Source organism: Paraburkholderia sp. EG287B (assembly GCF_040965595.1).
Classification (GTDB): Bacteria; Pseudomonadota; Gammaproteobacteria; order Burkholderiales; family Burkholderiaceae; genus Paraburkholderia.
Map to the genome: position 1 here is coordinate 264,136 of NZ_JBFRCG010000005.1, position 21,036 is coordinate 285,171.

Annotated in this window: 17 protein-coding genes; 3 read left to right on the top strand and 14 right to left on the bottom strand. The window is 68.4% G+C overall.

The features are described from left to right. Nucleotides 1-24: 24 nt before the first annotated feature. On the bottom strand, nucleotides 25-1,500 hold the full coding sequence (gene mdtD, locus AB4Y40_RS10795; RefSeq protein WP_368687650.1) for a multidrug transporter subunit MdtD: 1,476 nt from the start codon (nucleotides 1,498-1,500) through the stop codon (nucleotides 25-27). A 98-nt stretch (nucleotides 1,501-1,598) separates the two neighbouring features. After that, complete coding sequence (locus AB4Y40_RS10800; RefSeq protein WP_368687651.1) at nucleotides 1,599-3,047, bottom strand: PLP-dependent aminotransferase family protein; 1,449 nt, start codon at nucleotides 3,045-3,047, stop codon at nucleotides 1,599-1,601. A gap of 225 nt (nucleotides 3,048-3,272) precedes the next feature. On the opposite strand from AB4Y40_RS10800, the gene AB4Y40_RS10805 reads away from it, so the two are divergent. Next, the gene (locus AB4Y40_RS10805) at nucleotides 3,273-3,653 is read left to right on the top strand and encodes a DUF2917 domain-containing protein (RefSeq protein ID WP_368687652.1); all 381 of its coding nucleotides are present in this window, start codon (nucleotides 3,273-3,275) and stop codon (nucleotides 3,651-3,653) included. Between the two features lie 14 nt (nucleotides 3,654-3,667). On the opposite strand, the gene AB4Y40_RS10810 is transcribed toward AB4Y40_RS10805, so the two are convergent. Continuing rightward, nucleotides 3,668-4,918 carry a citrate synthase family protein gene (locus tag AB4Y40_RS10810; RefSeq protein ID WP_368687653.1) on the bottom strand — a complete coding sequence of 417 codons (1,251 nt, stop codon included), beginning with the start codon at nucleotides 4,916-4,918 and terminating at the stop codon, nucleotides 3,668-3,670. A gap of 144 nt (nucleotides 4,919-5,062) precedes the next feature. Between AB4Y40_RS10810 and AB4Y40_RS10815 the strand changes: the two genes are divergently transcribed. Continuing rightward, a complete protein-coding gene (locus AB4Y40_RS10815; protein WP_368687654.1) occupies nucleotides 5,063-6,490 on the top strand; it encodes a CoA transferase in 1,428 nt (475 codons plus the stop codon). A gap of 21 nt (nucleotides 6,491-6,511) precedes the next feature. Here AB4Y40_RS10815 and AB4Y40_RS10820 read toward each other — a convergent pair whose 3' ends face one another. Then, entirely contained in the window at nucleotides 6,512-7,258 is a 747-nt protein-coding gene (locus AB4Y40_RS10820; RefSeq protein ID WP_368604054.1) for a GntR family transcriptional regulator, read from the bottom strand. 158 nt (nucleotides 7,259-7,416) lie between these two features. Between AB4Y40_RS10820 and AB4Y40_RS10825 the strand changes: the two genes are divergently transcribed. Further along, on the top strand, nucleotides 7,417-8,262 hold the full coding sequence (locus AB4Y40_RS10825; RefSeq protein ID WP_368687655.1) for an aldo/keto reductase: 846 nt from the start codon (nucleotides 7,417-7,419) through the stop codon (nucleotides 8,260-8,262). A 237-nt stretch (nucleotides 8,263-8,499) separates the two neighbouring features. On the opposite strand, the gene AB4Y40_RS10830 is transcribed toward AB4Y40_RS10825, so the two are convergent. From AB4Y40_RS10830 to AB4Y40_RS10875, 10 genes are all read right to left on the bottom strand, one after another. Continuing rightward, nucleotides 8,500-9,381 (bottom strand): hypothetical protein, encoded by an 882-nt coding sequence (locus tag AB4Y40_RS10830; RefSeq protein WP_368687656.1) that lies wholly within the window; start codon nucleotides 9,379-9,381, stop codon nucleotides 8,500-8,502. 542 nt (nucleotides 9,382-9,923) lie between these two features. Then, nucleotides 9,924-12,020 carry a dipeptide ABC transporter ATP-binding protein gene (locus AB4Y40_RS10835; protein ID WP_368687657.1) on the bottom strand — a complete coding sequence of 699 codons (2,097 nt, stop codon included), beginning with the start codon at nucleotides 12,018-12,020 and terminating at the stop codon, nucleotides 9,924-9,926. Further along, nucleotides 12,017-12,901 carry an ABC transporter permease gene (locus AB4Y40_RS10840; RefSeq protein WP_368687658.1) on the bottom strand — a complete coding sequence of 295 codons (885 nt, stop codon included), beginning with the start codon at nucleotides 12,899-12,901 and terminating at the stop codon, nucleotides 12,017-12,019. The genes AB4Y40_RS10835 and AB4Y40_RS10840 overlap by 4 nt, the downstream gene beginning before the upstream one ends. A 5-nt stretch (nucleotides 12,902-12,906) precedes the next feature. Continuing rightward, nucleotides 12,907-13,929, bottom strand: coding sequence for an ABC transporter permease (locus tag AB4Y40_RS10845; protein ID WP_368687659.1), 1,023 nt, complete (start codon nucleotides 13,927-13,929; stop codon nucleotides 12,907-12,909). A 32-nt stretch (nucleotides 13,930-13,961) separates the two neighbouring features. Further along, nucleotides 13,962-15,650 (bottom strand): ABC transporter substrate-binding protein, encoded by a 1,689-nt coding sequence (locus AB4Y40_RS10850; RefSeq protein WP_368687660.1) that lies wholly within the window; start codon nucleotides 15,648-15,650, stop codon nucleotides 13,962-13,964. A 260-nt stretch (nucleotides 15,651-15,910) separates the two neighbouring features. Further along, the gene (locus tag AB4Y40_RS10855; protein ID WP_368687661.1) at nucleotides 15,911-16,927 is read right to left on the bottom strand and encodes a HoxN/HupN/NixA family nickel/cobalt transporter; all 1,017 of its coding nucleotides are present in this window, start codon (nucleotides 16,925-16,927) and stop codon (nucleotides 15,911-15,913) included. 34 nt (nucleotides 16,928-16,961) lie between these two features. Beyond that, complete coding sequence (locus AB4Y40_RS10860) at nucleotides 16,962-17,480, bottom strand: cupin domain-containing protein (RefSeq protein WP_368687662.1); 519 nt, start codon at nucleotides 17,478-17,480, stop codon at nucleotides 16,962-16,964. A gap of 141 nt (nucleotides 17,481-17,621) precedes the next feature. Continuing rightward, nucleotides 17,622-19,730, bottom strand: coding sequence for an elongation factor G (fusA, locus tag AB4Y40_RS10865; protein ID WP_342921112.1), 2,109 nt, complete (start codon nucleotides 19,728-19,730; stop codon nucleotides 17,622-17,624). A gap of 304 nt (nucleotides 19,731-20,034) precedes the next feature. Beyond that, the gene (locus AB4Y40_RS10870; protein WP_321930909.1) at nucleotides 20,035-20,553 is read right to left on the bottom strand and encodes a DUF192 domain-containing protein; all 519 of its coding nucleotides are present in this window, start codon (nucleotides 20,551-20,553) and stop codon (nucleotides 20,035-20,037) included. Between the two features lie 232 nt (nucleotides 20,554-20,785). After that, entirely contained in the window at nucleotides 20,786-20,986 is a 201-nt protein-coding gene (locus tag AB4Y40_RS10875; protein ID WP_028213393.1) for a hypothetical protein, read from the bottom strand. Nucleotides 20,987-21,036 lie beyond the last annotated feature (50 nt).

Here is a 21,036-nt window from a genome sequence, read left to right on the forward strand (position 1 = left end):
CGCAACGACCGCGGCCCCGGCTTGTCAGGTCCGCTCGGACGGATCGGTCTTCTTCGCGGTGCGGCGCAGGTCCGGCGAGAGCTGCGCGAAGATCCACGACGAACCCGCCGTGATGATGCCCACGCAAATGAAGGTCGCGTGGAACGCCGGAATCACGTTCTCGCCCGTCTTGTGGCCCATGATGCCCGTGAAGGTAGTGAGCAGCGCGCCCGCGACGGTCACGCCAAGGCTCATCGAGAGCATTTGCACGAGCGAGAAGAGGCTGTTGCCGCTGCTCGCGCCGCCGGTGCCGAGGTCCTTGAGCGTGAGCGTGTTCATCGCCGTGAACTGCATCGAGTTCACGGCGCCGAAGATCGCCAGTTGCGCGATGCGCATCCACAGCGGCTCGTGGGGCGTGGAAAGCGCGAAGCTCGCCATCATGAGGCCCACGAGCACCGTGTTCGAGACCAGTACGCTGCGGTAGCCGTAGCGCATGATGAGATACGTCACGAGGCGCTTCGAGAACATGCCCGCGGCCGCGGTGGGCAGCATCATGAGGCCGGCCTGGAAGGCCGTGTAGCCGAGCGCCACCTGGAGCAGCAGCGGAATCAGATACGGCATCGCGCCGCTGCCGATGCGCGCGAACAGGTTGCCGAGCAGGCCCACGCTGAAGGTGTGGATCTTGAAGAGATCGAGCGAGAAGATCGGCTGTGGCGTGCGCACCGCGTGCAGACCGTAGGCCACGAACGCGGCGAGCGAAAGGATGAAGAGCACGAGCACGGTGGCGTGCTGGATGCCGAACTCGCTGCGCCCGTCGAGCGCGAACGAAATCGCGAGCATGCCGATTACGAGCAGCAGGTAGCCCGGCAGGTCGAAGCGCGGCGTATCGGGGTTGCGGCTGTCGGGCATGAAGATGAAGGTGGCGACGCAGCCCACCACGCCCACCGGCACGTTGATGAGAAAGATCCAGTGCCACGAGGCGATCTGCACGAGCCAGCCGCCGAGCGTCGGGCCGATGAGCGGGCCGATCAGCCCCGGAATCGCCACGAACGAGAGCGCGGGCAGATAGCGTTCGGCGGGAAACGTGCGCAGCACGGCAAGCCGGCCGACCGGCAGCAGCATCGCGCCGCCCACGCCTTGCGCGATGCGCGAGACCACGAGCTGGTTCAGCGTATGCGCGCTCGCGCACAGGAGCGAGCCGACCGTGAACACGAAAATCGCGCCGAGGAACACACGCCGTGTGCCGAGCTTGTCCGCGAGCCAGCCCGATACGGGGATCATCACCGCCATCGTGAGCGAATACGCGATCACGACTGATTGCATGCGCAACGGTAGTTCGCCGAGGCTCCTCGCCATCGCCGGCAACGCCGTGTTGACGATGGTCGAATCGAGGGTCTGCATGAAGAAGCCGGTGGCGACGAGCCACAGCATCACGGACAACGAGCGGGGCGACGGGGCGGTGCTGGACGCAGCGGTGGATTCGGACATGGGCGAGGACTGGGGCGCGCAGGCAAGCGCCATTGTAGGGAAAACGGCGTGCCCACGCAGACGGACGGCCCCGCTGCCGCAAATGTGGCGCAGGCGGCGTGAGCGCCGGGGGCGACCCGCGCCTTGCGCGTCTATCCGTCGAGGCGCGCGGCCGCCGCGAAGAAGGCCTGGGCGCGCGGGTCGAGCGTGAGCGCCACGTTGATGCGAATCCACGGGCTCGGCTCGCCTTGCGGGCGGAAGTGGCTGCCCGGCGAGACCGCCACGCCGAGCGGCTCGCCGCAGGCGGCGAGGCGGGTGGAATCCTCCACGTGCGGCACGCGCGCCCAGACGAACTTGCCGCCCGTTTGCGCATAGCCGCGCGCCGCGCTCGCCGCGGTGGCCGACGCCGCGCTGCCGAACAGCTCCCACCCATGCGCTTCGAGTGTGCGCGTGGCCGACCCTTGCGCCTCGGCGATGCGCCGGCGCAGCCGTTCGAGGTATTTGCGGTACGCGCCGCGCTCGAGCAGCGTGGCGGCCACGGCCTGCGAGAAGCGCGAGCCGCTGATGCTGGTGAGCGCCTTGATGGACGCGAGATCGCGCACGATCGCCGGGTTGGCGACCACGTAGCCCACGCGCAGCGCCGAGGAGAGCGTCTTCGAAAGCCCGCCTACATAGACGACGTGCTCGAACTGGTCGAGCGCCGCGAGCCGGTCGGTGGGGTCGGCCTGGAAATCGGCGTAGATGTCGTCCTCGACGATCGTGAAGCGGTGCTCGCGCGCGAGTTGCAGCAGGCGGAACGCGACAGGCGGCGAGATCGTCGAGCCGGTCGGGTTGTGGAACACGGTGTTGACGAAGAACGCGCGCGGATGGTGCTCGGCGAGCATCGCGTGCAAATGGTCGAGATCGGGCCCGCTTGCCGTGCGGCGGATGCCCACGAGGCGCACGCCGTGCAGCTTGAGCAGACCGTACAGGTTGTAGTAGCCGGGATCTTCGACGAATACCGTGTCGCCGGGCTTGAGCATGTAGCGCATGAGCAGGTCGAGGCCTTCGCTCGCGCCTTCAGTGACGAGGATCTGCTGCGTCCCGGCGACGATGCCAAGCGGCGCGAGCCGGTTGCACAGATGCTCGCGCAGCGTGGCGTCGCCCGTTGGCGTGCCGTAGTCGACGAGGCTCGCCGGGTCGCTGCGCGACACATGGCGGATCGCCTGACCGAGCGCGTCGATGTCGCGCCACGCCTGCGGGATCGAGCCGCTGTCGAGCTGCAGCAGCTCGCCCGCGCGTTCGAGCTGGCTGAGCAGGTGGCCCGATTCGTCGGCGGCGTTCGAGAGGTCGCAGGTACCCATGCCGGAGAGTCCCGCGCGCGCGTGCTCGCTCACGTAGAAGCCCGAGCCGTGGCGCGAGTCGAGATAGCCGAGCGAGACGAGCCGGTCATAGGCCTCGATCACCGGAAAGCGGCTGATGGCGTAATCGGTGGCGAACTGGCGGATCGACGGCAGGCGCGAGCCCGGGTGCGCCGCGCGCGAGCGGATCCACGTCTGCACGCCGCTGACGATTTGTTCGGTGAGCGGCACGTCGCTCGCGCGGTCGAGTTCGAGTTTCATCTGGGTCTCGCTGGGTAGGGCGCTTCAGGCTGCGGTTTGAAACGGCAGTGACTGTTCGGTTTTTTGGCTGCACAGTTCCAGATGAACTGTTCGGAACTGTACATGGGATCGTCCGTCACTGATCGCAATAATGCTCCTACCGGGAAGGCGCTTCAAGTCCTTGTCAGCCAGCCTTCCGGTGGCCGTCCGAGGGGACTCGGCGGCCAGTCTGCAAGGAGCACGGCAATGCGCGAAATCCGAATCTTCGAACTGGAACACGGCGAGCCCGTCGAAACCTGGCGGCTCGCGCAGGCAATGCAATTGCATGTAAGCGAAGGCGAACTCTGGCTCACGATCGCGGGCGACGCCGGCGACTACTGGCTGCGCGCCGGCGAGTCGATCGGGCTCGCCGCGGGCGTGTGCGTGCACGTGAGCGCGGGCCACGAAGGGGCGCGTTTCGTGCTGGCGCTGGGCGGCGCAAGCGCCGCTGCGCCAGCGTGGACGGTGGCGCCGGTCGACGTGGAACGCGTGCGCGCGGCAGGGGCGAGCGGCGTGGCGGCGCGCATCGGCGAGACGTTGCGCGGCTGGGTGCAGCGCGGGCAGTGGGGTGTGCGGGCGGCGGGTTGAACTAGCGGCGCGTGTTACGCGATGTGCGGCACGGCATGCCTCGTTTCGCCCTCCATTTCCCCTACGTACCTTGCGCGCGGACGGATCAGCCGGCCATCGGCGGTCTGTTCGAGCGCATGCGCGATCCAGCCCGTCACGCGGCCCGCGGCGAACAGCGTAAATGCCGCGCCGCGCGGCAGCCCCAGCACGCGCTCCATGGCCGCGAGCGCGTAGTCGAGCGTCGGGCGCGCGCCGCTCGTCTCGGCCACGGCCTGGGCGAGCGCGTCGACTTCGTCCATCGGCGAGCGCGCCGGCGCGCGCTGTGCGAGCAGGTCCAGCAACAGGCGCGCGCGCGGGTCGCCAGCGGGATAGAGCGGGTGGCCGAAACCGGACAGCGGCACGGCCGCGCCGAGTTCGTCGGGCGCGAGACGGTCGGCGAGATAGCGATGCAGATCGTCGGCGCGCGCGGCTTCGTCGAAGAGCGCGGCGACGCGCGTGGTCTCGCCGCCGTGGCGCGGCCCGGCCAGGGCGGCCAGGCCGCCCGTCGCCGCGCCGAACAGATGCGTACCCGTGGAGGTGATGCAGCGCACCGTGAACGTCGAGGCGTTCAGCTCGTGGTCGGCGCACAGGACGAGCGCGGCGCGCAGCAGGTCGTTTTGCGCGCGCGAGCGCACGCCCCATGCCTCGCCTAGCTGACGGTGCAGCGGCTCGTTCGACGGCGCCGCGGAAACGAGCGCCGCCGCGAGCAGGCGCATGAGCATCGCACCGGTGTCGATTTGCGCGTCGCGGCCCTGCGCCCAGATGCGCGGCATTTGCGCGGCGGCGGCCGGCAACAGAACGAGCGCGCGCTCCAGCGGCGTGTGCCCGCTCCAGATCTTCAGCCATGCCGACCATTGCGCGGCCGCGATGGGCGCCTCGGGCGCCTGCAGCACGCGGCGCGGCGCGCATTGCCACAGCAGCGCCGCGACCTCCTCGAGCGAGGCCTGACGCGCGAGCGCGATGGCGTCCTCGCCGCGATAAAAGAGCTTGCCGTCGGCGATCAGCGTGATCGACGATTCGAGCACGGGCACGCCCCAGTCGAGCACCTTCTGCGCGACCTTGCCCGCGCGCTTGCCGTCGGCCTTGCGGCGCGCGAGGCGGCGCACCTCGGCGGCGTCGTAGCGGTTGTGGCGGCCATGGGGCGAAGGCGCCGAGGCGATGAGTCCGCGGCTCACATAGGCGTAGAGCGTGGCGCGGCTGATGCCGAGTTCGGCGGCGGCTTGCTCCGCGGTCATATAGCTGGACATGGTGGCTCGCCTCCCGGAACCGGAGAAATCAATCTATGTTGATCATGATAATCAAGATTGATCCGGGATTCGAGTGGCGCGACGATGCGTGACATCACTTCGGCTCGCTTTCTCCCCGCTTCCCTCGCAAAAGGACTGCACGCCATGACGCCACGCGACGCGCTCGAACACCTCTGGATGTTGGCGGGCTGCGACCCTTCCGCTCTCGACTGGCTCGACGTCGAAGGCGTCGATCCGGGCCTGCCCTCGATCTTTCGCGTGGGCACGCTCGCGGCGGCGAGCATCGGCGCGGCGGGGCTCGCCGCCGCGCAACTGCACGCGCTGCGCACGGGCCGGACGCAGCGCGTGGCGATCGACGTGCGCCGCGCGCTCGCCGCGTTTCGCAGCGAGCGCCATTTGAGCGTGGACGGCCAGCCGCCCACGGAGCTGCGTCATCCGGTGACGGGTCACTTCCCGACCGGCGACGGTCGCTGGGTCCAGCTGCACGCGAACTTTCCGCATCACCTTGCGGGCATCCTGCGCGTGCTCGAATGCGCGGACGAGCGCGACGCCGTGGCGCGCGCGATCCTTCGCTGGGAAGGCGCGGCGCTCGACGACGCGCTCGCGCAAGCGGGCCTGTGCGCCGCGCTCGTGCGCGCGCCGCGCGAATGGGCCGCGCACGAGCAGGCGAAGGCGGTGGCGAGCCTGCCGCTGTTCGAGATCGAGCGCATTGGCGACGCGCCCGCCGAGGCGCCGCGGGCGGGCGCCGGCGCGCGTCCTCTGGAAGGCGTGCGCGTGCTCGATCTCACGCGCATCATCGCGGGGCCGGTGGCGGGGCGCACGCTCGGTCAACACGGCGCGGACGTGCTGCTCATCAACGGCGCGCATCTGCCGAACATTGCGCCGCTCGTGATCGACAACGGCCGCAGCAAGCGCTCCGCCACGCTCGACCTGCGCGACGCAGCCGCGTGCGAGCAGTTGCGCGCACTCGCACGCGATGCCGACGTGTTCGTGCAAGGCTACCGGCCAGGTGCGCTCGCCGCGCGCGGCTTCGCGCCCGAGGCGCTTGCGCAGGTGCGGCCCGGCATCGTGTGCGTGTCGATCAGTGCGTATGGGCATCGTGGGCCGTGGCGCGAGCGGCGCGGCTTCGACAGCCTCGTGCAGTCGGCGAGCGGCATCGTGTGGGCCGAGAGCGTCGTCGCAGCGAGACACGGCAGCGCCGCAGCAGGCGCGCCGCCGTTCACGACGGCTCGCCCGCTGCCGTGCCAGGCGCTCGATCACGCCACGGGCTATCTGGCCGCGTTCGGCGCGATGGTCGCGCTCGCGCGGCGCATGCGCGAAGGCGGCAGCTGGCACGTGCGCCTGTCGCTCGCGCAAACGGGCCGCTGGCTGCAGACGATGGGCACGCTCGAAGACGGCCAGCAGGCGCCCGAGGTGGGCGCCGCCGATCTCGCCGATTGTCTGGAGGAAATGGCTTCGCCGTTCGGGCGCGTGCGCGCGGTGGCGCCCGCCGAGCGGCTAGAACTCACGCCGGCGTTTCATGCGCGGCCGCCGGTGCCGATCGGCAGCGATGCGCCGGCATGGAACGACTAGACGACACCGCGTTTTCGCGCGCTACTTGCGCAGTTCCGCGACGAAATCGTAATAATCGTTGCGGCAGTAGGTATCGGTGAGTTCGATGGCGCGCTGATCGGCCGTATAGCCCACGCGCGTGATGAGCAGCAGCGCCTCGTTGGGCGCGATGCTCATCTGCCGCGCGATTTCGTCGCTCGCGTTCACGGCGCGAAAGTGTTGCAGCGCGCGCACGATCGAAAGCCCGCGCTGTTCGAGAAAGCTGTAGAGCGAGTCGCCGATCGCGTTCGGGTCGGGAATCAGCGCGGCGGGGAAGGTGGAGTTCTCGACGGCCATGACGATGCCGTCGGCCAGACGCAGGCGCTTCAGGCGCGTGACGGCCGCCGCCGGCGAGAGCCCGAGCTGGATCACCTCGTCGCGGCTCGCGGGCTGGATTTCGCGCGAGAGCCAGCGCGAGCTCGGCGTGAAGCCGCGCTGGCGCAGCATCTCGCTGAAGCTCGTGAGGCGCGAGAGCGGGTCTTCGATGCGCGGCGTGATGAAGCTGCCCGCGCCTTGCGTGCGGCGAATCAGGCCCTGCTCGACGAGCAGTGCGATCGCCTTGCGCGCGGTGATGCGCGAAACGCCGAGCGACTCCGCGAGGACGCGCTCGGAGGGCAGGGCTTCGCCCGCGTTCCAGCGATTGTCGTGGATCGCGAGGCTCAGCTTGCGCGCGAGCTGCAGATAGAGCGGCGTGTCGTTGTCCGGGTCCGGGCGCAGGTCGCGCCAGCGGTCTTCCGTGGGTGCGTTCATGGGAGGCAGGCATGAAAGGCGAACGGCAATTTTATGTCATCGATGCGCAATCGCGGAAATGAACGGCTTGCGAGAGTGCGTATGACCGCATTGCGCGCGAGGCGATACACTGGCCGTTCTTTGCCAGTTGGCGCGGTTGCAGCGCACAAAGGGAGATCATGACGACCGATATCGCAAGCGTCGCATTGCCGGACGGCGAACGCATTCCGAAGCTGGGGCAGGGCACGTGGGAAATGGGCGAGCGCAGTGCACACCGCGCGGCGGAAATCGCCGCGCTGCGCGAAGGCGTGGCGCTCGGCATGACGCTCATCGACACCGCCGAGATGTACGGCGACGGCGCGACCGAGCGGCTGGTCGGCGAGGCCTTGCAGGGCCTGCGCGACGAGGTGTTTCTCGTGAGCAAGGTGTATCCGCACAACGCGAGCCGCAGCGGCGTCGCGCGCGCGTGCGAGGCGAGCCTGAAACGCCTCGGCACCGACCGGCTCGATCTCTATCTGCTGCACTGGCGCGGCGGGGTGCCACTCGAAGAGACGGTCGAAGGGTTCGAAGCGCTCGTGCGCGCGGGCAAGATCCGTCACTGGGGCGTGAGCAATTTCGATACCGACGACATGGAGGAACTGTTCGCCACGCCTGGCGGCGACGCGTGCGCGACCAACCAGATTCTCTACAACATCGCGCGGCGCGGCGCGGAATTCGACCTGCTGCCGTGGAGCGCCGCGCATCGCATGCCGGCGATGGCGTATAGCCCGGTCGATCACGCGCGCTTGCCGAGGCGCTCGCCGCTCGACGACATCGCTCACACCCACGGGGTGTCGGTCTATCGCGTGGCGATGGCGTGGGTGCTGGGCCAAAGCGGGGTCTGCGCGATTCCGAAGGCGGGGCGCGTGGAGCACGTGCGCGACAACCGCGCGGCGCTCGATCTCGTGCTCGGTGCTGACGAGCACGCGGCGCTCGACGCGCATTTCAAGCCGCCGCGCAGCAAGCGTCCGCTGGAGATGCTGTAGGGCGCGAGTGGGATGCGCGCTTGCGCGCGCGGTCATGGTTTGTGCCGGCGTATGGCGAGCAGACAGCCGCTGTGGTCGCCCGGGAACGCCACGCGCATCGCGCATCCGGCGACCGGCCCACGGCGGCGGTGCCCGGCCGGGGGACCGGGACGCCGCCGCCGACGCCAGGACTGGCGCGCCTGGCCGTCGCGCCAGATCGGAGTGGCTGCAGCGCTCTGCCTGCACCGCCGTACAGGTTCAATGACCGCTGCCATGGCCGCCACCGTGTCCGCCGCCGTACCCGCCGCCCGGGCCGCCCGACGGTCCACCTTTGCCGAATCCACCTCCGAAGCCACCGCCGAATCCGCCGAAACCCCCGCCAAAGCCGCCGCCGAATCCGCCTGCTGGGCCGCCCGAAGGGCCGCTAGCCGATCCGCCGTGGCTGCCGCAGCCACAGCCGCCTGAACTGCCGCCGTTGCTGCTTCCGCCACCGCTGTTGCTACCACCGTTGTTGCCACCGCCGTTGTTGCCACCGCCGTTGTTGCCGCCACCGCTGTTGCCACCGCCGTTATTGCCGCCGTTGTTGCCACCGCCGTTGTTACCACCGCCTCCTTTCCCACCACCGCCTTTGCCGCCGCCGGAGTGGCTGGAACCGCCTCCCGAACCGCTCGGTCCCGTCCCTCCCACGCCAGAGCTGCCGCTGCGGCCAAGCCCTCCCGTGCTGGCCGTCGCGGCGCCCGCGCCGCCGCCGCTTCCGCTGCTGCCGCTCGACGCACCCGAGCCGCCATGGCCGCCGCCGCCGTTGCCCCGGAAACACGCGCTGCCCGTACGGCTAATGCAATCGTTAGGCGCGAACACCATAGAAACGTCGCTCGCCAGCGTAGCCGAATCGGACTCCGAATCAGTCTTCGACGAGATGCTGGCGGCAGGCGAATCCGCAGCAACCGGCGCGCCGAAAGCCCCGAAGCCCTCGGCCCCGCTCGCCGGCAGAGGTGCGTCGGCGAGCAGGATTACCGGATTGATGGCATCGCCTGCGGCGTGCGCAGAGATCACGGGGAATAAAACGCCCGCGCCCACCGCGCACACGCCTGCTCCCCATCTTATCCAATCGCAGTACTGATGAATGTTGGTCTTTTTCATCTTGTTCTCCCCGCAAGGCGGCAGCGTGATGCGCTGTCGTCTCCCATGCCCCCGTGCCGGCCGCACGCCTTGTGCGCGTGCGCCGACTCCGTCAGGCTCGCAACCCGCTTCGCGCCGGCGTATTGGGTTCGATCCGGCTGTAACGGTACTCGCCAAAAACGGCACCCGGTCAGGCCGCGCGCAGGATGACCGGTTTGCGCAGGACTACTTGTGGATTGTCGGAACCCATGGCGTGGGACCGCAGATTACAAGCGCGTCGAGCGGCCGGTCATCCGTGTGCCCGGTGCGCCGCCCCGCGCGTGTGTCGGGGCGCATTGCACTGGATTGCGGCGGCCGGATGCCTGGTGCCGATATAGCCAGTTTTGTGCCATCGGCCGGGGAGGGGCGTGCGGGGTGGACTTGACAATTGATGTGTCGCCCGCGTGGCAGAAAAAACGCGGAAAACGTTACGGCGATGAAACGCGCGCACTGGATGGCGCGATTCGCGTTGCGAAAGCGGACAGCGCAACGAAGCCGGATGCGATATGCGCGCTATCGCACCGTCAGGTCGCCGCTTGCGTGGCTGTGGTGGCGCTCTGTTGTGTGCGCAATTCGTCTACGGGAATATGGCAGAGAATGCGATGGCCGCCGCCCGCGTCGGCGAGTGGTGGGGGCGCTTCGTCGCAAATGGCGCCGAGCTTGCGCGGGCAGTGGGCGCTGAAAATGCAGCCGCGCGCCGCGGCCTGCGCGCCGTTGGCCGTTGCCGCGCCGAGCGCGCGCGCGGCCAGCAGCGTTTCTGTATACGGATGCCAGGGGCCGTCGAACACCGCGCCGGCCGGACCGCTTTCCACGACACGGCCCGCGTAGAGCACGACGATGCGATCGGCGAGATAGCGCACGACATCGAGGTCGTGCGAAATGAACAGGTAGCTCACGCCGCGTTCGCGCTGCAGGCGTGCGAGCAGGTTGAGAATCGCGGCCTGCACGGAGACGTCGAGCGCCGAGGTGGGCTCGTCACAGATCACGATGCGCGGCTCGCCCGCGAACGCCTGAGCGATCGCCACGCGCTGCTTGAGGCCGCCCGAGAGTTGCCGCGCGCGCGCCACGAGATAGCGCGCCGGCACGCGTACGGCTTCGAGCAGTCCCGCGATGCGCGATTCGTCTGAGGCCTGGTGAGCGGCCGGCGTGGCGTCGTGCGCCCGGGACAGCGCGCGCTCGATCAGCCGTTTCACCGGCAGTGCGCGATTGAGCGAGGCGTCCGGATGCTGGAACACGACGCGCAGCGCTGCGCGCTCGTCGGCGCGACGCCGCGCGACGTGGGCGTGCAGGCGTTTGCCGTCGAGCTCCACGGCGCCGCCCGCATCGGGCGCATGCAGGCCGAGCAGCATGCGCGCGAGTGTCGTCTTGCCGCTGCCCGATTCGCCCACGACGCCGAGCGTCTCGCCCGCATGCAGTTCGATCGATACGCCGTCGAGCGCGCGCACGGCTTGCGCGCCGTGTCCGAAGGTGCGCGAGACGTCGAGCGCGCGCAATACGACGCGCGGTTCGGATTCACCATTCGAAGCGCCATCGCTCGAGGTCTGCGATCCGTCGCCGCCTCCGATCAGGTTGCCGAACGGCAATTCCATCGCACGTTCGTGATAGTGGCAGCGCGACATCTGCTCGCCGTGCGGCGCGGTCATGCGATGCGGCGGCGGCGCTTCCACGCGGCAACGCGCGTCGGCGAGGCGGCAGCGCGGTGCGTAGATGCAGCCGGGCGCACTCACGCCAGGCGCCGGCAACTCGCCCGGTATCGTGTCGAGCGCGCCCGCATGCTTGTTGCGGCCCTGCGCCGGCAGGCAGCGCAGCAGGCCGACCGTGTACGGATGGCGCGCACGCTCGAACACGTCGCGCGTGGCGCCTTCCTCCACGAGCCGTCCCGCGTAGAGCACGCCCACGCGTTCGCACATGCGCCCGATCACCGCGAGGTCGTGGCTGATGAGCAGCACCGCCATGCCCAGCTCCGCACGCAGCTTCGAGATGAGGTCGAGCACCTCGGCCTCGACGGTGGCGTCGAGGCCGGTGGTCGGTTCGTCGAGGATCAGGAGCGCGGGGTTCGACGCGAGCGCCATCGCAATCACCACGCGCTGCTGCATGCCGCCCGAGAGCTGGTGCGGATAGCTCGCCAGCACGCGGCCCGGATCGGCAATGCGCACGCGCTCGAGCATCGCGTGCGAGCGCGAGCGGGCCACGCTCGCGTCAGCGCCCGCGGCTTCGAACGCTTCGATCAGCTGGCGCGCAATCGTGAGCGTGGGATTGAGCGCGCTGGCGGGGTCCTGATAGACCATCGACACGGCGTTGGCGCGCAGCGTGCGCAGGCCGTCGACGTCGAGCGCGAGCACGTCGTCGCCCGCGATCGCGATGCGCCCGGCCTTCACACGGCCGTTGCGCGGCAGATAGCGCAGCGCGGCGAGCGCGACCGTCGACTTTCCGCAGCCCGATTCGCCTACCAGCCCATACGCTTCGCCGCGCCGGATGCGCAGCGAGACGTCGGTGAGCACGTCGCGGTCGCGCCCGCGCACGCGGTAAGCGACGGTGAGGCCGACGAGCGCGAGCGCGTCGTCGTTGCGCGGCGCGCTGAAGGTGGCGAGAGCGGGGCGTGACGAAGCGGGGCGGTTCACGATTGGAGCACCTCGCGCAGGCTGTCGGCGATCAGGTTCACGGCCACCACGAGCGAGGCGATGGCGAGCGCGTCGAATGCCACGGTCCACCATGCGCCGCCCGCGAGCAGCGTGTACGACTCGGCGAGCGCGAGCCCCCAGTCGGCGGACGGCGGCTGGATGCCGAAGCCGAGGAACGAGAGCGTCGCGACCGCGAAGATCGCATAGCCGAGGCGCACCGTCGCCTCGACGACGATGGGCGGCCAGACGTTCGGCAGGATCTCCGTGAACATCACGGCGAGCGCATTCGCGCCGCGCAGGCGAGCCGCCGCCACGTAGTCGAGATGACGCTCGGCGAGCACCGCCGCGCGCACCGTGCGCGCGATGAGCGGCGCAAACGTAATGCCGATCACGAGCACCACGGCGAGATTCGAGGCGCCCACGGCCGCGAGCACGAGCAGCGCGACGATCACGAGCGGCAGCGCGAGCACCGCGTCGAGCGTACGCGCGACGAGCGTGCCGAACGCGCCTTCGAAATAGCCCGTGACGAGCCCGAGCGCCGCGCCCGCGAGCGTGCCGACGAGCGTGGCGAGCGGCGCGATCGTGAGGATGTCGCGCGCGCCCACGATCACGCGCGAGCAGATGTCGCGGCCGAGCTGATCGGTGCCGCACCAGTGCGTATGGTCGGGCGGCAGGAGCGAGCTGAGCGGATCGGACGCGTAGGCGTCGTGCGGTGCGAACCACTGGCCCGCGAGCCCGCAGACGATCCACCACACGAGGATCAGCGCGCCCGCGACGAACGAGGGCGAGCGCAGCAGCAGATGCAGCGTGTCGCGCCAACGCGTGTCGGCGAGCGCTTCTTCGCCCGGTTCGCCGCCCGGAGAAATTGTTTCGGAAGCCATATCGTTCATGCGCCTCCCGGCGCGCGCAGGCGCGGGTCGAGCAACGCGTGCAGGGCGTCGGCGGCGAGATTGGCGAGCGTATAGACGGCGCCCACCGCAAGCACGCCCGCTTCGAGCAACGGGAAGTCCTTGGCCTTCGCGGCGTTGAAGATGAGGGAGCCTACGCCCGGATAACGGAACAGCGATTCGACTACGACGAGCCCGCCGATCAGATAGCCGAGCTGGGTGGCTGCCACCGTCACGCTGGGCAGCAGCGCGTTGCGCAGCACGTGCCGCACGATCACGACGTGGCTCGGCAGCCCCTTGAGAATCGCGGTGCGCGTGTAGTCGGCGTCGAGCGCCGTGATGGTGCCCGCGCGCGCAATCCGCGCGAGATAGCCGAAGAACACGAGCACGAGCGGCAGCACGGGCAGCACGAGGTGCCGCAATTGTTCGAGCACGCCCGCGCCGCTCGGTGCGGTCGCCTCGATGGGCAGCCAGCGCAGCCACACGCCGAAGATGAGGATCAGCACGATCGACGAGACGAATTCCGGCACGGCACTCGCGCACAGGCCGCCCGTGCTGATCGCGCGGTCGATCAGGCGGCCTTCGTGGAGCGCCGCCCAGACGCCGCCCGCAATGCCGAGCGGCACCACCACCACGAACGCGAGCAGGCCGAGCCTGGCCGACTGCAGGAGCGCGTCGCCCACGAACGGCGCGACGGGCTGCTTGTAGCTCCACGACATGCCGAAGTCGCCGCGCAGCGCATGAGTGATCCACGAAATGTACTGGTCGAGCACCGGCCGGTCGGCGCCAAGTTCGTGATTGAGCGCGGCCACGGCGCGCGCGTCGGCGAGCGGGCCCAGCACGGCGCGGCCGATATCGCCGGGCAGCAGCTGGCCGCCCGCGAACACGAGCACCGAGAGCAGCCAGAGCGTGAAGATCGCCCAAGCGGCGCGCCGGCCGAGAAAGCGCGCGACGCCCGCGCGCGGGGCGAAGGCGCGCGCGGTGCCGGCCGGATTCGACATGGGCGGGAGCGGAGTAGCCATCGGACCTCCGTTTCGGGTGCGCTAGAGCCGGTTCAGGCGGCGAGCGTCGCGCGGTCGAAATAGAGCTGGGCGAGCGCCGTGAAGCGCACGCCCGAAAGCACGGCGCGCTGTGCGATCAACTGGTCGTAGAAGTACGGGATGATCACGGGCGTCTCGTCGAGCAGCAGCGTCTGGATCTGCCTCGCCACCTGCTTCTGGGCCGCCACGTCGAGCGTCGCCGCGAACTGCGCGACCAGCTTGTCGTATTGCGCGTTGCGAAAGTGCGCAGCATTCCACGTGCCGCCCGAGGTGAGCGGCGCGTTGAGAAACACGTTCGGCACGCCGCGGTGCCCATAGTCGGTAATGCCGAGCGGCGAATCGAGCCAGTCCGATTTGCCGAACGTGCCCGCGCCGTAGTACTGCGACTGGCTCTCCACCTTGAGCGCGATGCGAATGCCGACCGCCTTCGCCGCGTTCTGCACGACCACGGCGAGGTCCGGTATCTCCATGTACTTCTCGGTGGTGAGCGTCACGTCGAAGCCGTTGGCCACGCCCGCCTGCGCCAGCAACTGGCGTGCCTTCGCGACATCGATCTTGCGCTGGGGCACGTCGGTCGCCGTGGAAGGGAAGATGGGCGCGAACGGGCTGTCGTTGCCCACCACGGCGCGACCCTTGAACAGCCCGCGCACGAGCACGTCGCGATCGAGCGCCAGCGCGAGCGCCTGGCGCACGCGCTTGTCCTTGAAGGTGGGCGAGTCGTTGCGCATGTGGATCTGGCGGTGCGCGCTCGAGCGCACGCCGATCACCTTGAAGTCGGGATTGTTCAGGATGCCGATGCCGCCCTGCACGGTGAAGGTGCCCATCACGTCGGCCTGGTGGCCCTGCAGCGCGAGCAACTGTGCCTGCTCGTCGGCGTAGAAGGCGAACTCCACGCGCGCGGGCAGCGCCTTGTCGCCCCAATAGTCGGGATTGCGCACGAAGCTCACGCCACGCCGCGCCTCGAATTTGTCGAGCTTGAACGGCCCGGTGCCGATAAAGCTCTTTTCGTAATTGCCCGCATAGTTGGCGGGCAGCATCACGGCGTTGTAGTTGTCCGAAGAAACGTAGTAGGCGAAGTTGCCGTTGGGCGCGTCGAGATGGAACTCGACGGTGTGATCGTCGACGGCCTTCGTGCCGCCTTTCGAGAGCACGCCCTTGAGCACCGAGAGCGCCGCCGAGCCGGTTGCCGGGTCGGCGAGGCGATCGAAGGTCGCCACTACGTCCTTCGCGCCGAACGGCTGGCCGTCGTGGAATTTCACGTTGGGGCGCAGCTTGAACGTCCAGACATCCGCTTTGGCGTTGGCTTGCCACGAGAGCGCGAGGGCGGGTTGCAGATGGCCTTGCGCGTCGTCGTTGGCGAGGAATTCGCCGGTCTGGTTCAGGAGACACAGCGCGCCCGCATCGGTCACGGTGAGCGGATCGACGGCGCCCGCGGGCATCAGGTGCGCCACGCGGATCGTCTGCTCGCCGGGCTTCGCCGCGCCCTGGGCGTGCGCCCCGCGCGGCACGGCGAGTCCCGCAAGCGCAGGCAGTGCCGTGAGGCCTACCGCGCTGGCGTAGCGCAGCAGCTCGCGGCGCGTGAGGCGGCCGGCAGCGAATTCGTCGAGGGCGTGGTTGCCGTGATCGCCGGCCTGGGGGCGCAGCGCTTCGAGGCGGGACGGGTTGGACACGTCATGCGGACGGCGGGACTGCGGTCGTTTCATCGGTGCGGGTTTCCGTGCGATTCCGTTCAGGGGACGCGCGAGGCCCGGGGGCGTGCGCGACGGCGGCATGCGGTACGGCAGACGACGAATGGGTGCAGCAAGGTGAAACGATTGACGGGGCTATCGAGCACGGCAGGCGCGCAATAGCTGGGCCTAGTTTACGCGCTTTCGGCAACCGAGGCGAAGGGTAGGGGTTTCGCGGGGTTGCGCGCGCATGGCGCGCCGTGCAGTCGTGCAGTCGCGAGAGGGGCGTGAGCGCTTTAGCGGGCCGCGGCGGGCCGGCGCCAGCGATGGAACAGCACCGAGCCGATCCAGCAGGCGATGAATACCGCGACGATGCCGTAGCCCAGCTCGCCGAAGCGCTCGTTGATGCCGGCGATGAGCGTCCACACGCCGCCGCTCGCGCCGAGCTTGTCGGCGATGAGCCCGAGCGCTTCTACGCCGCCGATCGCGATCGCCACCAGCGCCGAGACGAACGTGATGCTCGCGTTGTAGTAGAGCTTGCGTCTCGGATCGTCCATCGCCCAGCCGTAGGCGTGGACCATCAATACGTTGTCGGTGGAATCGACGAGCGTCATGCCCGCCGTGAAGAGCGCGGGGAACACGAGAATCGAATAGATCGGCAGGCCCTTGCCTGCTTCGGCGGCGGCAATGGCGAGCAGGCCGATTTCGGTGGCCGTGTCGAAGCCGAGGCCGAACAGCACGCCCACGGGGTACAGATGCCAGCTCCTGGTGACGAGAGCGAAGAGCGGTCGCAGCGCGCGCGAGAAGAGGCCGGCGGGCGCGGGTGCTCCGGCGGCGAGCGCTGCGTCGTCGCCTTGCTGCGCGCGGCGGTAACGCCTCCACACGTCGCGCAGGATCACGAGGTTCACGCCTGCGAGTACGAGCAGGAACGTCGACGAAACGAGCGTGCCGATGGTCGAGCCGATCTCGTGGAACTGCTCGAAGCGGCCATGCAGGGAGAGCGCCGTGAGCGCGATGCCGAGCGTGGCGACGATCACGACCGTCGAATGGCCGAGCGAGAACGCGAGTCCCACGCCGAGCGGGCGCTGCCCCTGCTGCATGAGCTTGCGCGTGACGGCGTCGATGGCGGCGATATGGTCGGCGTCCACCGCGTGGCGCAGGCCGAAGCCGTAGGCGAGCGCCGCCGTGCCGAGCAGCAGCGGATAGTGCCGAAACGCGATCAGCGCCCACGCCCACGCGCCGAGATTGGCGGCGACGAGCGCGGCGTAGAGCGGAATCAGGCGGGCGCGGAGCGAGCCGGCGGGCGTCGTCATTGCGTCGTGGTGGGCGGTAGGGGCTGCCGGGCGCTCAATGGTCGTGCGGATGACGGTGGATGGGATCGACCCAGTACACGGTTTCCGGGGCTTCGACGGCGTCGATGTTCAGGTTCACGACGACGGCCTCGTTGTCGCTGCGCACGAGCACGCATTCGAGCGGATCGTCGGTGCTGGCGTTGATTTCCTGGTGCGGCACGTAGGGCGGCACGAAGATGAAGTCGCCCGGGCCCGCCTCGGCCGTGAACTCCAGATGCTCGCCCCAGCGCATGCGCGCGTGACCACGCACGACGTAGATCACGCTTTCCAGCGCGCCGTGATGATGCGCGCCGGTCTTCGCGTTCGGATGGATCGTCACCGTGCCCGCCCAGATCTTCTGCGCGCCCACACGCGCCGCGTTGATCGCGGCCGCGCGGTTCATGCCGGGCGTTTGCGCCGTGTTCGTGTCGAGCTGGTCGCCGCGTATCACCTTGACGCCGTTTTCGCGCCAGTCGATCGGTGCGTCGTCGTGAGGGTGTTCATGAGGATGCTCATGGTCGTGTTCGTGGCTCATCGTCGTGTCTCCTTGCCTGTGGGCGTCGCAGCGTCATCGCCGCATTGTGGCATGGTCAAAATTGCGCCGCGCGCATGCAAAAAAGCCCGTCCGCAGGGGACGGGCTTTCGTGTGCACAGCAACGCCTGCACGTCGCGTGACTTACGCCTTCTTCGCGTTGATGACCGCTTCGGCCACGTTCTGCGGCGTTTCCGCGTAGTGCTTGAACTCCATCGTGTAGGTGGCGCGGCCTTGCGTGAGCGAGCGCAGCGAGGTGGAGTAGCCGAACATCTCCGAGAGCGGCACTTCGGCGCGCACGATCTTGCCGCCGCCGCCCGCGATGTCCTCCATGCCCTGCACGATGCCGCGACGGCTCGACAGATCGCCCATCACGTTGCCCATGAAGTCCTCGGGCGTCTCCACTTCCACGGCCATCATCGGTTCGAGCAGGATCGGTTTGGCCTTGCGCATCGCTTCCTTGAAGGCCATCGAACCGGCCATGCGGAAGGCGTTTTCGTTCGAGTCGACGTCGTGGTAGGAGCCGAACGTGAGCGTGACCTTCGTGTCGACCACCGGGTAGCCCGCGAGCACGCCTGCCTTGAGCGTTTCCTGGATGCCCTTGTCGACCGCGGGGATGAACTCGCGCGGAATCACGCCGCCCTTGATGGCGTCGACGAACTCGTAGCCCTTGCCCGGCGTCTGCGGTTCGAGCGTGATGACCGCGTGGCCGTACTGGCCGCGCCCGCCCGACTGCTTGACGAACTTGCCTTCCACATCCTCGACCTTGTTCTTCACGGTCTCGCGATACGCGACCTGCGGCTTGCCGACAGTCGCCTCCACGCCGAACTCACGTTTCATGCGGTCGACGAGAATTTCGAGGTGCAGCTCGCCCATGCCCGAGATGATGGTCTGGCCGGACTCTTCATCGGTTTGCACGCGGAACGACGGGTCTTCCTGCGCGAGGCGATTGAGCGCGATGCCCATCTTCTCCTGGTCGGCCTTGGTCTTCGGCTCGACGGCCTGCGAGATCACGGGCTCGGGGAAGATCATCCTTTCGAGCACGATGGCATGCGCCGGATCGCAGAGCGTGTCGCCCGTCGTCGCTTCCTTCAGGCCCACCGCGGCCGCGATGTCGCCCGCGCGCACTTCCTTGATTTCCTTGCGCTCGTTCGCGTGCATCTGCAGGATGCGGCCGAGGCGCTCCTTCTTGTCCTTGGTCGCGTTGAGCACCGTGTCGCCCGAATTCACCACGCCCGAATAGACGCGGAAGAAGATCAACTGGCCGACGAACGGGTCGGTCATGATCTTGAAGGCGAGTGCGGAGAACGGCTCGTCGTCGCTCGGGTGGCGCTCGATTTCCTTGTCGTGGAGGTCGTGGCCGAGAATCGCGGGCACGTCCACCGGCGAGGGCAGGTAGTCGATCACGGCGTCGAGCATGGCCTGCACGCCCTTGTTCTTGAACGCGCTGCCACACAGCATCGGCACGATCTCGTTGGCGATCGTGCGCTTGCGCAGGCCGCCCTTGATTTCCTCTTCGGTCAGGCTTTCGTGATCGTGAAGATACTTTTCGAGCAGCGTTTCGTCGGCTTCGGCGGCGGCTTCGACCATCTTCTCGCGCCACTCGTGCGCAAGTTCGACGAGATTCGCGGGGATGTCCTCGTACTCGAACTTCACGCCCTGGCTCTCGTCGTCCCAGACGATCGCCTTCATCTTCACGAGATCGACCACGCCCTGGAAGTGATCTTCCGCGCCCACCGGAATCTGGATAGGCACGGCCACGCCCTTCAGGCGCTCGCCGATCTGCCGCTGCACGCGGAAGAAGTCCGCACCCACGCGGTCCATCTTGTTGACGAACGCGATGCGCGGCACCTTGTACTTGTTCGCCTGACGCCACACGGTTTCCGACTGCGGCTGCACGCCGCCCACGGAGTCGTACACCATGCACGCGCCGTCGAGCACGCGCATGGAGCGCTCGACTTCGATCGTGAAGTCCACGTGCCCCGGGGTGTCGATGATGTTGATGCGGTGTTCGGGGTAATTGCCGGCCATGCCCTTCCAGAACGCAGTGGTCGCCGCCGAGGTGATCGTGATGCCGCGTTCCTGTTCCTGCTCCATCCAGTCCATGGTCGCCGCGCCGTCGTGAACCTCGCCGAGCTTGTGATTCACGCCGGTGTAGAAAAGGATGCGCTCGGTCGTCGTGGTTTTGCCGGCGTCGATGTGAGCGCTGATCCCGATGTTGCGATAGCGCTCGATGGGGGTCTTGCGAGGCACGGTGATCTCCTTGGAATGACGCGCCATGGAAGCTGCCGGGCGGCACGCGGCGCGGCCAGCGCGCGGCCCGATGCGCCGCATGGCGCACGCGTTGGTGGCACGCGCCATGCGGGGGATTTATAGGATAGCGCTTGCGCGGCGGTTTTGCAGGGCGTTTGCCGCGGCGCGGGAAGTGGCGACCGCGCTGCGCAGGGGCGCCAGGCGGCGCGCCGGCGGGCGCAAAAAAAGCCGGCGCCGCGTGCGTGCGGGGCCGGCTTGCGTTTTTGCGCGGCGCGCGAATGGCGCGCGCTGGGTCGCCGCGCGCTTACTGCAGCGGCGGCAGTCCCTCAATCTTCATGCCGGGCTTGATGCCCTTCGCCGTGAACCAGCCCTTCGGCATTTCGAGCGCGAAGACGCCGTTGTTACGCGGGCAGTGGTTGTTGGTCGTTTCGGCTTGCATCTCGTCGATGTCGGTGATCGTGCCGTCGGCGCGAATAAAAGCGATCGACAGCGGGATCAGCGTGTTCTTCATCCAGAAGCAGTGCACGGCGTTTTCGCCGAACACGAACAGCATGCCTTCATTGGGCCCGAGCTGCGAGCGGTACATGAGGCCTTGCTCACGGTCCGCGTCGTTGGCGGCGACCGCTGCGTCGATCACGAACATGCCTGCCGTGAGCTTCACGCGCGGAAATTCGCTCGGCTGCTTCGCGCCCGGCGGCATCTGCTGCGCCTGCGCGATGCTCGACGTGGCCGTCGCGGTGAACATGAGCGCCGCGAAAGCGGCCAATGGCAATGCGACGACAAGCGCGCAGCGCACGAAGAACGAGCGCAGGGAAAATCGCACGAGAGACTCCTTCCTGTAGGTTAATCCGCGCATGTTACGCGACCAGGTCAGAGCGGGTCAAAATGCGCGGCGCGGTTCACGTCATCGACGTGATGCGGCGAGCGCGCGTGACAAAAAAATGGCTGAAAATCGGGCAGCCAAACAAAAAGGCAGAACGCCTTGCGGCGCTCTGCCTTTCGTCGCGCTGAAGAGCAGCACCGAGTGCCGCGGCTTCATGCGTCTTACAACAAGCTTACTCCGAAGCTGCCGAAGCGGCTTCAGCCTTCGCTGCCTTCTTGTGCGACGACTTCTTGTGTGCCTTCTTGTGCGACGACTTGTGAGCAGCCGAAGCAGCAGCAGCCGGAGCAGCCGAAGCAGCTTCCGGAGCCGAAGCTTGTGCGAATGCAGCCGATGCGAAGAGACCAGCGACCAGAGCAGCGATCAGTTTGTTCATGTTGTGAATCCTCAAGCTTGAGTTGATTAACCAAGTGACCCGGTTTTTGG

Bases quoted from the DNA above. Each gene is read 5' to 3' on its own strand.
- mdtD (WP_368687650.1), bottom strand. From the start codon at position 1,500: ATGGCGCTTGCCTGCGCGCCCCAGTCCTCGCCCATGTCCGAATCCACC.
- AB4Y40_RS10800 (WP_368687651.1), bottom strand. From the start codon at position 3,047: ATGAAACTCGAACTCGACCGCGCGAGCGACGTGCCGCTCACCGAACAA.
- AB4Y40_RS10805 (WP_368687652.1), top strand. From the start codon at position 3,273: ATGCGCGAAATCCGAATCTTCGAACTGGAACACGGCGAGCCCGTCGAA.
- AB4Y40_RS10810 (WP_368687653.1), bottom strand. From the start codon at position 4,918: ATGTCCAGCTATATGACCGCGGAGCAAGCCGCCGCCGAACTCGGCATC.
- AB4Y40_RS10815 (WP_368687654.1), top strand. From the start codon at position 5,063: ATGACGCCACGCGACGCGCTCGAACACCTCTGGATGTTGGCGGGCTGC.
- AB4Y40_RS10820 (WP_368604054.1), bottom strand. From the start codon at position 7,258: ATGAACGCACCCACGGAAGACCGCTGGCGCGACCTGCGCCCGGACCCG.
- AB4Y40_RS10825 (WP_368687655.1), top strand. From the start codon at position 7,417: ATGACGACCGATATCGCAAGCGTCGCATTGCCGGACGGCGAACGCATT.
- AB4Y40_RS10830 (WP_368687656.1), bottom strand. From the start codon at position 9,381: ATGAAAAAGACCAACATTCATCAGTACTGCGATTGGATAAGATGGGGA.
- AB4Y40_RS10840 (WP_368687658.1), bottom strand. From the start codon at position 12,901: ATGGCTTCCGAAACAATTTCTCCGGGCGGCGAACCGGGCGAAGAAGCG.
- AB4Y40_RS10845 (WP_368687659.1), bottom strand. From the start codon at position 13,929: ATGGCTACTCCGCTCCCGCCCATGTCGAATCCGGCCGGCACCGCGCGC.
- AB4Y40_RS10850 (WP_368687660.1), bottom strand. From the start codon at position 15,650: ATGAAACGACCGCAGTCCCGCCGTCCGCATGACGTGTCCAACCCGTCC.
- AB4Y40_RS10855 (WP_368687661.1), bottom strand. From the start codon at position 16,927: ATGACGACGCCCGCCGGCTCGCTCCGCGCCCGCCTGATTCCGCTCTAC.
- AB4Y40_RS10860 (WP_368687662.1), bottom strand. From the start codon at position 17,480: ATGAGCCACGAACACGACCATGAGCATCCTCATGAACACCCTCACGAC.
- AB4Y40_RS10875 (WP_028213393.1), bottom strand. From the start codon at position 20,986: ATGAACAAACTGATCGCTGCTCTGGTCGCTGGTCTCTTCGCATCGGCT.